The organism is Corynebacterium sp. HMSC065D07 (genome assembly GCF_001810695.1).
GTDB lineage: Bacteria > Actinomycetota > Actinomycetes > Mycobacteriales > Mycobacteriaceae > Corynebacterium > Corynebacterium hesseae.
In genome coordinates this window covers 83,821-97,776 of the sequence record NZ_KV802476.1, presented here as the reverse complement: position 1 = coordinate 97,776, position 13,956 = coordinate 83,821, and the positions used below count along the sequence as shown (strand labels likewise).

General features: G+C 60.3%; 14 protein-coding genes and 2 pseudogenes. 14 read left to right on the top strand and 2 right to left on the bottom strand.

What is annotated here, in order from left to right:
* The first annotated feature begins 17 nt into the window (after window positions 1-17).
* The 12 genes and pseudogenes from HMPREF2760_RS12030 (at window position 18) to HMPREF2760_RS11980 (ending at window position 9,659) form a co-directional block, all read left to right on the top strand.
* Complete coding sequence (locus HMPREF2760_RS12030; RefSeq protein WP_070520869.1) at window positions 18-992, top strand: ribose-phosphate diphosphokinase; 975 nt, start codon at window positions 18-20, stop codon at window positions 990-992.
* A gap of 158 nt (window positions 993-1,150) precedes the next feature.
* Window positions 1,151-1,210 (top strand): annotated as a pseudogene (locus HMPREF2760_RS13130) (hypothetical protein); the annotation flags it as partial.
* A 74-nt stretch (window positions 1,211-1,284) separates the two neighbouring features.
* Window positions 1,285-1,422 (top strand): annotated as a pseudogene (locus HMPREF2760_RS13125) (DNA alkylation repair protein); the annotation flags it as partial.
* A gap of 265 nt (window positions 1,423-1,687) precedes the next feature.
* Window positions 1,688-2,344 carry a 50S ribosomal protein L25/general stress protein Ctc gene (locus HMPREF2760_RS12020; RefSeq protein ID WP_070597547.1) on the top strand — a complete coding sequence of 219 codons (657 nt, stop codon included), beginning with the start codon at window positions 1,688-1,690 and terminating at the stop codon, window positions 2,342-2,344.
* A gap of 98 nt (window positions 2,345-2,442) precedes the next feature.
* The gene (gene pth / locus HMPREF2760_RS12015; protein ID WP_070597545.1) at window positions 2,443-2,991 is read left to right on the top strand and encodes an aminoacyl-tRNA hydrolase; all 549 of its coding nucleotides are present in this window, start codon (window positions 2,443-2,445) and stop codon (window positions 2,989-2,991) included.
* A gap of 5 nt (window positions 2,992-2,996) precedes the next feature.
* Window positions 2,997-3,875 carry a fumarylacetoacetate hydrolase family protein gene (locus HMPREF2760_RS12010; RefSeq protein WP_070597543.1) on the top strand — a complete coding sequence of 293 codons (879 nt, stop codon included), beginning with the start codon at window positions 2,997-2,999 and terminating at the stop codon, window positions 3,873-3,875.
* 95 nt (window positions 3,876-3,970) lie between these two features.
* Entirely contained in the window at window positions 3,971-4,435 is a 465-nt protein-coding gene (locus HMPREF2760_RS12005; RefSeq protein WP_246823697.1) for a PepSY domain-containing protein, read from the top strand.
* A 75-nt stretch (window positions 4,436-4,510) separates the two neighbouring features.
* Entirely contained in the window at window positions 4,511-5,416 is a 906-nt protein-coding gene (ppk2, locus tag HMPREF2760_RS12000; RefSeq protein WP_070447108.1) for a polyphosphate kinase 2, read from the top strand.
* Between the two features lie 30 nt (window positions 5,417-5,446).
* Entirely contained in the window at window positions 5,447-6,652 is a 1,206-nt protein-coding gene (locus HMPREF2760_RS11995) for a sensor histidine kinase (protein WP_070597541.1), read from the top strand.
* On the top strand, window positions 6,633-7,304 hold the full coding sequence (locus tag HMPREF2760_RS11990) for a response regulator (protein WP_070515891.1): 672 nt from the start codon (window positions 6,633-6,635) through the stop codon (window positions 7,302-7,304). Before HMPREF2760_RS11995 ends, HMPREF2760_RS11990 begins: the two co-directional genes overlap by 20 nt.
* A gap of 86 nt (window positions 7,305-7,390) precedes the next feature.
* Window positions 7,391-8,134, top strand: a complete 744-nt coding sequence (locus HMPREF2760_RS11985) for an ATP-binding cassette domain-containing protein (protein WP_070597539.1) — start codon at window positions 7,391-7,393, stop codon at window positions 8,132-8,134.
* Window positions 8,135-8,258: 124 nt separating this feature from the next.
* Window positions 8,259-9,659, top strand: a complete 1,401-nt coding sequence (locus tag HMPREF2760_RS11980; RefSeq protein WP_239248527.1) for an ABC-2 family transporter permease — start codon at window positions 8,259-8,261, stop codon at window positions 9,657-9,659.
* Window positions 9,660-9,836: 177 nt separating this feature from the next.
* Here the strand turns inward: HMPREF2760_RS11980 and HMPREF2760_RS11975 are convergent, their stop codons facing one another.
* Together HMPREF2760_RS11975 and HMPREF2760_RS11970 are read right to left on the bottom strand one after the other, a co-directional pair.
* Window positions 9,837-11,291, bottom strand: coding sequence for a glyceraldehyde-3-phosphate dehydrogenase (locus HMPREF2760_RS11975; RefSeq protein ID WP_070597535.1), 1,455 nt, complete (start codon window positions 11,289-11,291; stop codon window positions 9,837-9,839).
* Between the two features lie 64 nt (window positions 11,292-11,355).
* Window positions 11,356-12,339: a nitronate monooxygenase gene (locus HMPREF2760_RS11970; protein WP_070597533.1), complete on the bottom strand. Its 984-nt coding sequence runs from the start codon at window positions 12,337-12,339 to the stop codon at window positions 11,356-11,358.
* A gap of 39 nt (window positions 12,340-12,378) precedes the next feature.
* On the opposite strand from HMPREF2760_RS11970, the gene pth (HMPREF2760_RS11965) reads away from it, so the two are divergent.
* Entirely contained in the window at window positions 12,379-13,056 is a 678-nt protein-coding gene (gene pth / locus HMPREF2760_RS11965; RefSeq protein ID WP_070597531.1) for an aminoacyl-tRNA hydrolase, read from the top strand.
* A 42-nt stretch (window positions 13,057-13,098) separates the two neighbouring features.
* The gene (locus HMPREF2760_RS11960; RefSeq protein WP_070530588.1) at window positions 13,099-13,956 is read left to right on the top strand and encodes an SDR family NAD(P)-dependent oxidoreductase; all 858 of its coding nucleotides are present in this window, start codon (window positions 13,099-13,101) and stop codon (window positions 13,954-13,956) included.

The following is a 13,956-nucleotide window of genomic DNA, read 5'->3' as shown; positions in this document are numbered from 1 at the left end:
TAAAGGGATATCTACCTATGACTGGCAAGGTTACCGGCAGCAGCAAGAACATGATGCTCTTCACTGGGCGCGCTCACCCAGCGTTGGCTGAGGCTGTGGCCAAGGAGCTCAAGACCGATCTGGTTCCGACCACCGCGCGCGATTTCGCCAACGGTGAGATCTTCATTCGCTTCGAGGAGTCCGTCCGTGGTGCCGACTGCTTCGTGATGCAGTCCCACACTCAGCCGCTCAACAAGTGGTTGGTGGAGCAGCTCATCATGATCGACGCGCTCAAGCGCGGCTCCGCTAAGCGCATCACCGCCATCCTGCCCTTCTACCCATACGCACGCCAGGACAAGAAGCACCTGGGACGCGAGCCTATTTCCGCCCGCCTGGTGGCAGACTTGCTGGCTGCTGCTGGTGCCGACCGCATCGTGTCCGTGGACCTGCACACCGACCAGATTCAGGGCTTCTTCGATGGCCCGGTCGACCACATGCACGCGATGCCGATCTTGGTGGACTACATCAAGTCCAAGTACCCGCTGGACAACCTCGCTGTGGTCTCCCCCGATGCTGGCCGCGTGAAGGTGGCGGAGAAGTGGGCGCACGAGCTTGGCGACGCCCCACTCTCCTTCGTTCACAAGACCCGCTCCACTACCGAGGCCAACAAGACGGTGTCCAACCGCGTCGTCGGTGACGTCGAGGGCAAGGACTGCATCCTGCTCGATGACATGATTGATACCGGCGGCACCATCGCGGGCGCTGTCCGCGTGCTCAAAGAAGCCGGCGCCAAGTCCGTGGTTATTGCGTGTACCCACGGTGTCTTCTCCGACCCGGCCCGCGAGCGCCTGTCCGAGTGCGGTGCTGTCGAGGTCATCACGACCGATACCCTGCCGCAGTCCACCGAGGGCTGGGACAACCTCACGGTCCTGTCCATCGCCCCGCTGCTGGCTCGCACCATCCACGAAATCTTCGAGAACGGTTCCGTGACTACCCTCTTCGAGACTCACTAGAGCCTTCACCGAACCTGCTGCCGCCACTCTCAGTCCTTTGGGACTGCGAGTGGCGGCGTTCCTATGGTCATACTGTTAGGGTGACCAACCCCCAGACAGCATTTGCCGATGTACAACGAGCATTAACGTCGCTCGCCGATGCTTCCCAGGCCGAACCCATGTCCGCCTATATGAAGCACCAATTTGCCTTCTTAGGCGTGAAATCGACGCCACGGCGGCAGGCGGTGCGGTCAATCCTTGCCCGCTGCCCCCTAGATTGGCCGATGATTCTGAGCATTCTCCGTACGGCGACGAGTTCTTTATCCGCAAGGCAATCGGCTGGGCGCTGCGGGATCATGCGCGCCGCGATCCAGAGTGGGTGCGGGACTTTGTCCGCGACCACGAGCTGGCACCATTGTCTCAGCGCGAGGCGCTCAAACACCTTTCTTAGACCATCGTCATCTCCTTTAAGCAGGAGCGATAGCAAAAGGATGTGTTTTGTGGAGGCGGTCAAGTACGTGCTATGCTTTCCGAGTCTCGGCGAGGGAGAAATCCGTTATCGACGCGATTATATAAGTTAAGCAGTGAATTCTTTTTGCGGAATTCTTTTAAGCCTGCGATGACTCGTCCAAGACGTCCATCGGCAGGCTTTTGTCGTATCTACACGGTTCTTCATGAGCCCTTGCCGCACAACGATACTTTAAGGAGATTTACTTATGGCTTCTGAGCGCCCCGTATTGAAGGCTGAAGTCCGTTCCGAGTTCGGCAAGGGCTTCGCTCGCCGTCTGCGCGCTGCAGGCAAGATCCCGGGCGTCGTCTACGGCCACGCCGTCGACGTTCTGCACTTCGCCGTTGACCGCCTGGAAATGACCGCACTGGTCCGTAACCACGGCGTCAACGCCGTGTTCGAGCTGGAGCTCGAGGGCGAGCAGCACCTGGTCATGGTCAAGCACATTGACCAGAACGTCCTGACCTTCAACATCGACCACATCGACCTGCTCTCCATTAAGCGTGGCGAGAAGGTTGAGGTCGAGGTTCCGGTTGTCCTCGAGGGCGAGCCGGCTCCGGGCCTCATGTCCATCCAGGATGCCGACGTCCTCCTCGTCGAGGCAGACGTACTCAACATTCCGGAAGAGATCGTCGTGTCCATCGAGGGGCTCGAGGATGGCACCGTGGTCACCGCTGGCGAGGTTTCCCTGCCGGAGGGCACCACCCTTGCTGCCGAGGAAGACACCGTCATCGTCTCCATCTCCGAGCCGGAGGTTGATGAGGACGTCGAGGCTGCCGCTGAGGCTGCTGAGGAAGGTGGCGCTGAGGCTGGCGCCGAGTCCGCCGACGAGTCCGCTTCCGAGGAGAAGGGCAACGAGGAGTAAAGCTCCCCTCCCCCTCACCTATCTAGCGCACCGCGTCCGTTTCCCTGCTTTCGGGGAGGCGGGCGCGGTTCGCCGTTTTCACCCATGCGCTGTTTAGAATGGTCGACGTGACTCACTCTTCTTTCCTCGTCGTGGGGCTGGGCAACCCCGGCCCGAAGTACGCTGGTACCCGCCACAACATCGGCTTTGACGTGGCTGATGAGCTAGCCCGCGAGCTCTTTGCTTCCTTCTCAGTTCACAAGAAGACGAACACCGATATTGCCGAAGCGCGGCGCGGGGACACCAAGGTGATCGTCGCCAAGCCGCGCAGCTTCATGAACTTATCCGGCGGCCCCATCAAAGCACTCGCTCAATATTTCTCTGTACCCGCTGATCACATCATCGTGGTGCACGATGAACTTGAGCTTGATTTCGCTACCATCAAGCGACGCTTAGGTGGCGGGGACCACGGCCATAACGGGCTGCGCTCCACCACGAAATCTCTGGGCACCAAGGACTACCAGCGCCTTTCAGTCGGCATCGGCCGCCCGCCCGGGCGCATGGACCCAGCCGCATTTGTGCTTAAAACATGGAACAAGCAGGAGGCGCAGGAGGTCCCCATCATGTGCGCCGACGCGGTCGATGAGATTCTTCGCGCGCTAAACTAACTGCCATGAAACTCGCTACCCTCCGCACCAGTTTTGGCACCTGCGCTATCCGTATTGACGGCCCCAACTTGGGCACCGAGCTGGATTATGAGGACGTAGGAGAACTACTCGCCAGCCCCGATTGGCACAAAGCTGCGCAGCTCTCCGGTGAGCCCGTGGTTTTCGACGATGCCGATCTCGCCCCCGTCATCCCGAACCCAGGAAAGATCATCTGTGTTGGCGTTAACTACGCCAAGCATGCCCGTGAGATGGGCCGCGAGCTGCCTACACAACCCACGCTTTTCATCAAGTTTCCAGAGGCCCTGACCGGCCCTTTCGATGACGTCTATGTCCCGGACTATGCCACGAAGAAGCTGGACTATGAAGGAGAGCTCGCCGTGGTCATTGGGCGCCGCGCCCATCGCGTTCCGGTAGCGGAGGCACTCGGGCACGTGGCTGGCTATGCCATCATGAATGACTACACGTTGCGCGATTATCAGCGTGCCACCACGCAGTTCCACGCCGGCAAATCCTTCTACCGCACCGCCGGCTTCGGGCCATGGTTAACCACAGCTGATGAATGGGCACCGGGCAAAGCCGCGCGGCTTATGACGACCGTCGACGGCGACGTGCGTCAAGATGACAACACTGATGACCTCATCTTCTCCGTGGCCGAGCTCATCGCCTTCTGTTCCTCCCTCTACCCCCTGAATCCGGGCGATGTCATTGCCACCGGAACCCCGGAAGGCGTGGGCTTCGCGCGCGGTGAGGAGGCGCTGCTTGGCGACGGCTCCCGCACCCGCATCAGTATCGAAGGGCTCGGCGCGATTGAGAACACCACGCGCTTCGGCGAACCTCCCGCTGCCGGGGGCTGCGGCGAAGACTGTACCTGTCACGGCCGTTAACATTCAGCCTTATCCAGGATCTTCAGCGAAAACTGACAGGCTTCGTTAGGGTGGGACACCACACGTGCCCGACTGACCAAGGAGGATGAGCCTCAATGACTCTTTGCTCCCGCTTCACCGCCGCAGGCCTCGCACTATGCGCCAGCACCGCGCTGGTTGCGTGCTCTTCAGATAAAGAGGCCGATCCCGCCCCGACGCCGACTCCCGCGACTGTGGAAACCGTGACGGAAACAGCCGTTGCAACTGGCGCGGACCAGGGCGATGATGATGACGACGATGACCGCGATGACGACGCCCAGCAGCCTGCAGACACCGCTGCTGCCGGGGACGCCGGAAATGCAGTGGATTCTGGGAAACGCACCGGCGATGACGCATTCGAGAAAGCTTTAGCCCATGCCGGCGTTGATGCCCAGGCCGTCACGGAGAAGGAAGTCGACTACGACGATGGTGATGACGGCAAGGGCCCGCACTGGGAGATTGAATTCAAGGCTAATGGCCAGGAACATGAACTCGACGTCGACGCCGCCAGCGGCGCGGTGACGCAACACGAGGTTGACTAAATACCTCCCAATTCGCCCCACTTACCTAACCCCCGCGGTTAGGTATTTTCCCAGCTAAGCGGTAAATTTAGAGGTATGAGTTCACAGTCTAAGAAGTCTGCCACCAAGCCGCCGAAGCTAGATAAGCAAGCCTATGAGGACGAGCTCAAGCGCCTCCAAGCAGAGCTCGTCGAGATGCAGCAGTGGGTCGTTGAGACCGGCGCCCGCGTGGTCATCATCATGGAAGGCCGCGACGCCGCCGGCAAGGGTTCCGCCATCAAGCGCATTACGCAATACCTGAACCCGCGTACCTGCCGCATCGAGGCGCTGCCGAAGCCCACCGACCGCGAGGCGGGCCAGTGGTATTTCCAGCGCTACATTGAGAAGCTGCCCACCGCAGGCGAGATCGTCATCTTCGACCGCTCGTGGTACAACCGCGCCGGCGTGGAGCGTGTCATGGGCTTCTGTTCCCAGCAAGAATACGTGCGCTTCCTCCACCAGGCTCCGTTGCTGGAGCACATGCTCATCGAGGATGGCGTCATCCTTCTTAAGTACTGGTTCTCCGTTTCTGATGAGGAGCAGCTCGCACGCTTTAAGTCCCGCCGCAACGATCCGCTGCGCCGCTGGAAGCTCTCCCCCATGGACTTGCAGTCCATTACTCGTTGGGAAGACTACTCGCGCGCCAAGGATGAGATGTTCGTCCACACCGATACCCCGTCCTCCCCGTGGTACACCGTGGAATCCGAGGACAAGAAGCGCTCGCGCATCAACGTGATCAACCACATCCTCAAGATGGTTCCGTACCAGCACGTAGAGCAGGATGTCCCTGAGATCCCGGATCGCCCCGAGCTCGAAGCCGAGTACGTCCGCCCGCCGCGCAACGAATTTGCCTACGTCCCGGATGTCGCCGCCGATTTGGAGCGCGACAAGGTCAACGGCAACGGCTCCGGCAAGAAGCAGGGAAAGAAAAAGAAGGGCAAGAAGGACAAGAAAAAGAAGTAGTACTTTCGGCATGTACTACCATGGCCGTCTATGAGCTCTTCCCGCACCGCGCGTACCTTCCTGTCCTCGGTGCATTTGGGGGACGCGCTACTCGCAGGAGTCGCGGGGCTCGTAGCGGCCTTTTATTGTGCCTTGGCGTTTTCCTCTTCCGGAACGGTGGAAGTACTCCAGGCTCTCTTGTCACTGCTGTTCATACCGTTCTTCCTCGTGTGGCGTTCGAGGCCAATCGTAAGCGCAACAGGCTTCTTAGTTCTTCTCCTGGCCTGGGCTGTAATCTGGCTGAGCCAGCTCCCTGCCAATAGCGGCCTGCCCCCGTGGGCGCTGACCGCCCCCATGGCCGTGTACACCACCTCGCGGTACATCACCCAGAGGCTGATTCCGCGGGTGGTTCTGTTCATCACCGTGATCGGTACCTTTATCTCCCCCTTCATGTGGCGCATCGACACTGAGACCTACCTTCTGCGCTATGAGGTCGACACACCCTTCCTTGCCATGGTGGTGGCTCACTGGGCGGTGCTGGGAAGCACGTATTTCATCGCTGCCCGGTATTTTGACCGTGATCGCCAACGGGAGATACTAGCGCGCGAGCGCTTCCACCAAGCACAAGAAGAAGAACGCCTCCTCATTGCACGGGAACTTCACGATGTCCTTGCCCATTCCCTCACCCTGATTAAGGTTCAGGCTAATGCAGGCATCATTGCAGCGACTGCGGACTCCGGCGCGGCTGAAGAAGCACTTCTTTCGATCCGCGATAATGCGGATACCGCCCTGCGCGAGGTTCGCGGAATCGTCGCTGCCTTGCGCTCACCCCGACCCACGGCTCTGGAGCCTGCTCAACAACTTGAGCACATCGAAGGAATCCTCGAAGGCTTCCGCGCTGCTGGGCTGAAAGTCGACGCAAACCTCCCAGCTGAATACGCCGTGCCGTCGTTGGTGCAGATGGCATTGGTGCGCATTACCACGGAGGGCTTGACGAATGCTCTGCGCCATCAGGGCGTCGGCACGCATGTCGTGGTTGAGCTTGTACTTGATGACGCCGCCGCGCTCACCCTCACCTCCACCAATCCTCATCCCACGCCAAGCAACGTCGCGGGCAGCGGCGTGGGCTTAGTCGGAGTAGCGGAACGAGCTCGTTCGCTCGGCGGTCGCCTCGACTATTCCGGCGATGCTCATTCCTTTTCCTTGCACGCACAGATACCGATGAAGGAGACCAAGGATGCAACCCAGCAGCTCTAGAATCCGCGTCTTATTGGCCGATGATCAAGCAATGCTGCTCTCAGCACTGGCTACCATCCTCACTGCGCAAGAAGACATCGAGGTCGCGGCAACCGCTGCCACGGGGGCGGACGCCGTGACAGCAGCGCTGAGCCACCACATTGATGTGGCGATCCTCGACATTCGCATGCCCGGCATGGACGGCATTGCAGCGGCTCAAGCCATACTCGAGCGCAAGCCCGAGTGCCGCATCATCATGCTCACCACATTCAATGATGAAGAACTCGTGGCGCGGTCCATCTCCGCTGGCGCCCACGGCTTCCTGCTGAAGGATGCCGACCCAGAGGTCCTTGTGACCGCCGTTCGCAACGTGGCGCAAGGAGAATCGGTGCTGGCCGCCGAGGTAACCGGCCCAGTGCTAGAGGCTTATCGCTCAGCGCTGACACGCGATACCCTCAGCGCCCAGGAACGCCAAGGACTCAGCCTCGTAACGCGCCGCGAGATGGAAGTGCTTTCACTCATCGCGCGTGGTGCTACAAATGCGGAGATAGCCGCCGACATGGTCATCGCAGAAACCACGGTGAAAACTCACGTCTCCGCGCTCATGTCTAAACTCGCCGCACGTGACCGAGTGGCCCTCGTTCTCTTAGCGCAGCGTGCTGGGGTTGCCTAAGCTCCTACCACGGTAGGAGGTCTGCTCGCTGAAGACCATCATGCAGGCGGATTCCTTTATGATGAGCCCCGGCGATACTGCATTCTATGAATTGCGATATCTCTTTTGAGCACATCTCGAAATCTTTCGGTCGGCAACGAGTCCTCGATGATGTTTCCTTCCACATCTCCCCTGGCCGCGTGCATGCGCTCCTCGGGCGCAACGGGGCAGGAAAATCAACAATCTTCTCCATCCTCTTAGGCCTCCTGCCTCCTGACTCGGGCTCCATCAGCGTGGCGGGCCAACCTTGGAACCGCAATGTGCTTCGCCGCATTGGTGCCTCAGTGAACGGGCCAGCCTTTTATGGTCATCTGTCTGCCGCGGCGAATCTTCGCGTTCACGCTCGACTTCTGGGGCTTCCCGACTCTGAGATTTACCGGGTTCTCTCCATCGCTGGGCTCAGCGGCGTTGGCTCCAAGAAGGCGAAATCCTTTTCCACTGGTATGAAGGCCCGCCTAGCGTTAGCGCAAGCTCTCCTCGGCGATCCAGAGGTTCTTGTTCTTGATGAGCCCCAGAATGGCCTCGATCCCCAAGGAATCATGGAATTGCGAGAGCTACTACAACAACTAGCCGCGGCTGGGCACACCGTTATCGTCAGCTCCCACCAGCTTGGAGAGGTACTGCACCTTGCCCATGACATCACCGTCTTGGCCGAGGGCACGATTCGCTATTCCGGTTCCTTGCAGGAGCTAGCTCCACGTGGTCAGTTGGAGGAAGAATTCTTCCGACTTACCTCACCGAGCCACCCCTCCCAAGCGCCTACCAACCGGGGAGGAGAGTCACATGCCTAAGCACACTACTGATCCTCGCCCGAGTTACCTTTCAGCAGAACTACTGCGCAGCCGTGGAAGCACCTTACAGTGGTTGCCTTTACTTGCTCTACCGCTGGTCATCATGACGGTGATCTTTTCATCTATGGCATCGGTGCACAGTGATGCCACAGGCGTCTTGGCTTGGCAATCCTTGTTTGTTACCGGCATGTATTCCCCTCTTACTGGGCTGTTCGCTACCATTCCAGAACGCCGCGAGACCATCACTCGCAGCGGCGGAACGCAATGGAGAAACCTCAACCCGCGTCTCGAGAATGCTGCCCGCTTTATCGTTGTCATTGTCAGCCTTGCGCTCTTCCATATTCTGAACTTTGGTGTTTCTTGGTTCGTTGTCGCTGCCCAGGGGCGGGAGAATCATGAACTTATCCTCGTAGCTGGGCTCTACTCCTTCCTTGGCGCGCTTGGCATTGCCGGGCTTTCCGCCGCCTGTGCCCGCCGACTGGGCTTCGGCTTAACGCTGGTAGCCGCGGCCCTATGGCAAATAATCAGCATCCTTCCGTGCACTGTCGAATCAGGCAGGTGGTGGGCCTTTCCCCCAGCATGGCCGCAACGATTGCTTCTGCGCGCATTGCGTATTCACCAGAACTCGGTGCCTCTTGAACCACACGACCCACTTCTCACCAGCAGTCCACTACCGGCTTTCATATTGTGCGTCATCCTCGCCGTTCTCGGAGCATTAGCCGCGGTCTACACGCCGCGACGATACCGGCCAATGTTCTCGCTGCGACACCGTTTCGCGCGTTCCACAACGGCCCAGACTGATGCCGACGTTGCTAATACCACCATGGAAGAAGCCCAAGTATGGCAGCCAACGAGCCACCCCCGTGCGGCGGCACAGTCCTCGCTGTGGTCCACGTTGCTAGGACTCCACCGTGCAGCTTTTAGCCCAGCGGTGTTCTCTTGCTTGATGCTCAGCATTCTGGCGCTAGGCTTTGTCGCCCTGCAATATCCCGCTAACTACGTCGAAGGTTTCTTTCACTACTTTCTGCTTCCGGTCGGCGCAGGTATCTTGCCGGTCCTCGTTTGGCCCCGTGTAGCTGATTCATGGCCGTTGGTCCATATGGAAACACGGTTCGGCACATCCGGAATTCTCCTCTGGTTCCTGTGTGTCATCCTGGCGGTATGCGCTGCCGCATACCTGGCCAGTGCGCTCGCAGGTGGTGATGGCGCTGCACAGTTTTCCGCTTTGCCCCTTGCGGTTGGGGTGGGCTATGTCATCGCAGCTGTATCACTCATTCTGGTGATTCGCTTCGGCACTGTGAGCGCTATCGCTCTCACAATCGTAGGGACGATTGTCTCCGTCACCTTGGGCGGCGATGTCTTGGCTGATACCGGTCTGTGGGTACTCGCCTTCCCCGCCTGGCCTTTGGTTGCGCACTCACCTTTGCGCTATGCCGTCGCTGTGGTGTTGGCCGCAGTGCTCGGGGTGGCCGCGACATTGCGCGCACGACATTTACTCCATACTCGAGCGCTGTCTTCCCGCTAAAACTGACCAATCTGACGAAAACAGTCTAGATTTTTCGATCTCGGCCCCTACTTTTGGCAGATCGGGCAGTTGTGGGCGTGAAGCATCCTGGCAATGCTAGGTCGCAAGCCGAGCAGGACCCTAAAACAGCACTACCGCCCGCGCCATGCAGCACGGGCGGTAGCAGTGTTTTAGCGTTTAGAGCTCAGAAACATCAACGCGCTTCGGGTAGACCACCGGGCGAGCGCCGGCGATTTCCTCGACGATGCGGATGACCTGGTTGGAGTAGCCGAACTCGTTGTCGTACCACACGTAGAGCACGAGGTGCTTGCCGGAGGAGATGGTGGCGAGGCCATCGACGACACCAGCGTGGGTAGAGCCCACGAAGTCAGAGGACACAACCTCCGGGGAGGCAATGTAGGAGATCTGCTGGCGCAGGTCAGAGTGCAGGGAGACGTTGCGCAGGAAGTCGTTGACCTCGTCGCGGTCGGCTTCCTTCTCCAGCTCGAGGTTGAGCACAGCCATGGAGACATCCGGGGTAGGAACACGGATGGCGTTACCGGTGAGCTTGCCAGCGAATTCCGGGACAGCCTTGGCCACAGCCTTGGCGGCACCAGTCTCCGTGAGCACCATGTTCAGGCCGGCTGCGCGGCCGCGGCGGTCACCCTTGTGGAAGTTATCGATGAGGTTCTGGTCATTGGTGAAGGAGTGTGCGGTCTCCACGTGTCCGTGAACCACGCCGTAGCGGTCGTTGATGACCTTGAGCACCGGGGTGATGCCGTTGGTGGTGCAGGATGCGGCGGAGAGGATCTGGTCGGAATCCTCGATATCGCCGTGGTTGATGCCGTAGACGATGTTCTTCAGGTCGCCCTTGCCCGGAGCGGTCAGCAGCACGCGAGCCACACCCTTGGACTGCAGGTGCTGGGACAGGCCCTCGCGGTCGCGCCAGACACCGGTATTGTCCACGACGATGGCGTTGTCGATGCCGTACTTGGTGTAGTCGATCTCCGCCGGGTTGTTGGCGTAGATCATCTGAATCTTGGTGCCGTTGGCCCAGATGACCTCATTCTCCTCGTCGACGGCGATGGTGCCGTTGAAAGCACCGTGTACGGAGTCACGACGCAGGAGCGAGGCGCGCTTGAAGATGTCAATGTCGCCCTTCTTGCGCACGACGATAGCGCGCAGGCGCACGCCGCCGTAGGCAGCTTCGCGGGCGATGAGGATGCGGGCTAGGAGGCGGCCGATGCGACCAAAGCCGTAGAGGACAACGTCGGTGGATTCCTTATCCACAGCAGCGCCGACGAGATCCACGAGGGTCTCCTCGAGGTAGTTGCGCAGGTTGTCGGAGCCGGATTCCTCGAAGCCAGTGGCCAGGCGGCCCAAGTCGATGGAAGCGGTGCCCAGGTTCATCGAGCACAGTTCCTTGAGGATGGGCAGGGTCTCTGCGGTGGGAAGCTCGCGCTCAGCGATGCGGCGGGCGTAGCGGTGCGCCTTGATGATGTCGATATCGGTCACACCGATGAGCAGGCGGCCGTAGATAGAGGTGACAACGTTGTTATTGCGGTGCAGCTGGTGGATGAGCGGGATCATCTCTTGGGCCAGCTCCAGGCGCTCGTTCCAATCCTCGTGCCCAATGTGCGCGTTCGAAGTCACGTACTTTGTATCCTTTACTCGTCAAAAAGGGTGTAAAACTATGTCCATCCGTAAATCTTAACCCCTATTCATGCCCGTTTGGGTGTAGTTGCGCGAGGATTTCCGCCACACTACCCCCGCCGATTTTCTCCACGTCGACGCCCACGAGGCAATAGTCCACGTCGGCGTCGAGCTGCGCACGACGCGTTTTCAGCAACGCGTTGAGATAGGGGTAGACCAAAGGCAGGTCCGGGTGTACCCGTGTGTAGGCAGTCTCCAGCCCGCGGGCGTAGCGCCCGGAGAACGCGCGGGTCGACACCGTCCGGCCGCCGCGGCGCAGAAGGCCACGGTTGTGCTCACTCGTTCCGGCTTCATCGGACAGCAAGAAGGCAGAGCCACAGCTGACTGCCTCTACCCCCGGCCACGCCAAGGCCTCGGCGACATCCTCCGCGGTGCGCAGCCCACCCGCGGCAATGAGCGGAATGCCCGTGACTTGATGCACCGCCGCAACAAGTTCTTTGAGCGGGCGCGGATCGGGTTCCGCACTCGGGTCCCATACACCGCGGTGTCCCCCGGCTTCAGGCCCTTGCACGCACAACACATCGACGCCGCGCGCGGCCGCGGACTGCGCCTCCTCCGGGGTGGTGACCGTGGTCCACGCCTCAGCCCCAGCGGCGTGGATGCGCGCAATCTCCTCTTCTTCAAAGACCCCGAACATCGACCACAGCACCGCTGCCCCACCATCCAGCGCGGCGTCGAGCTTGTCCTGCCAACCGAAGTCTAGGGGGACGTCGCCAAGCACGGCGTTCTCTTCGGCGGCAAGGGACCGTGCAGCCGCGAGCTCCGATTCTGTCAGCTCCCTCTGCGGATAAAAGAGGTTGACGCCGAAGCGCGTGCCGGCGCACGCAGCGATGGCCTCCCGCGCGGCGTCTACTGAAGAGCTCCCCAGGCCCAGCGCGCCAAAAGAACCGGCGGACTCAGCGGCGGCAACCAGTTCAGGCGTGGTGGGCCCACCGGCCATCGGGGCAGGTAGGACGGGACAGGTGATAGCCTCTAGAAGTTGACTCATGGTCCCCCAGCCTAAAGAAAATCCATCAAGGGAGTTGTTGTGTCCGCCATCCGTGACTTTTTCACCCGTCTCTTTGGCAGCGCTGAGGCTGCGCCGAAGAAGACGAAAAAGGCAGTCAACCCTGGACTAAGTCCAGCCGATTTAAGCGCTAAGTGGCTCATCGTCGGCTTAGGCAATCCCGGCGCGAAATACGCCGCGACCCGTCACAACGTGGGGTACATGGCGGTGGATGATCTCCTCGCCGAATCTGGCGACATGCTTGAACCCGTCACCGGGCACCAGCTCAGCGCCGCACAGCTCGAGCTCGGGGGCACGAAGGTCGTGGCGCTGCGCTCACACACGTACATGAATCTCTCCGGTGATCCCATCGCACCCTTGGCCGCGCAGCTGGGGGTTGCGGCAGAGAACATCATCGTCATCCACGACGAGCTCGACCTACCCGCCGGCAAGGTGCGCATTAAGAAGGGCGGCAACGAGAATGGCCATAACGGACTGAAGTCGCTGAGCGAGCGCTTGGGCACGCGCGATTATCTGCGCGTGCGTGTGGGCATCGGGCGCCCGTCCAAGGGTGGTTCCATTCCGGACTGGGTGCTCGCGCCTGTCGACGCCAGCGCTGCCCTCGATTCCACCATCGCCACCGCTGCTGAGGCCGCCCGCCTCATCGTGACAGAGGGGCTCAGTAAGGCCCAACAGGAAATCCATTCCCGGGCTAAATAAACCCCCGGCGCGACCACGCTCAACGTCCTACACTGTCCAAGTATGAGCCGCGCGAGCAAGAACCTGCCTTCTAATCATGACCCTCGAACAATTGTCATTACCGGTGCTTCGAGCGGGGTGGGCGCGGCCGCTGCCCGCATTCTTCACCAGCGCCGCCCGCAGGATTCGCTCGTGCTCGTGGGCCGGAATCCGGAAAAGACGCAGGCCGTAGCCGAAGAAAATGGTGCGGCCTTTCACGTGGCCAACTACGAGTCTTTGGGCCAGGTTCGCCGCCTCGCGGAAGAGCTGAGCCAGTACCCGCAGATCGATGCCTTGGGCAATAACGCCGGCGGCATGTTCGACGGCCCCTTCGCCACCGCCGATGGCTTCGAGCGCACGTGGCAGATCAACGTTGTGGCGCCTTTTCTTCTGACCTCTTTATTGCGCGATACCCTGCGGGCCAGCGACGCCACCGTGGTGCAAACCGCCTCGTTGGCCAACGTCCTGTATTCCGCTTTCGACCCCGGTGACCCAAACACCTTTGAAAAATTCACCGCGGAGCGCGCTTACGGCAACGCCAAGTTGGGCGATATTCTTCTGACCCGCTACCTCGACTCGCACGGTCTGACCTCCGTGGCCTTCCACCCGGGCGTGTTGAATACTGGCTTCGGGCAGAACTCAACGAGTAGGACGAGCAAGCTGTATTCGACCACTGCAGCAAAGCATTTCTTGGGCAAGGCGGACAAGGGCGGCGAGAACCTTGCTTATTTCCTCAGCGGCACTCCGGGCATCCATTTCAATTCCGGCGAGTATTACAACAACAAGCGCAAGCCAGGCCTGCAGAGGCCGATTGCGAAGAAGCTCTCCGTGGCGCGGCGCGTCTTCGATGATTTGGGCCGCCAGCTCAATGTGGAGTGGTAA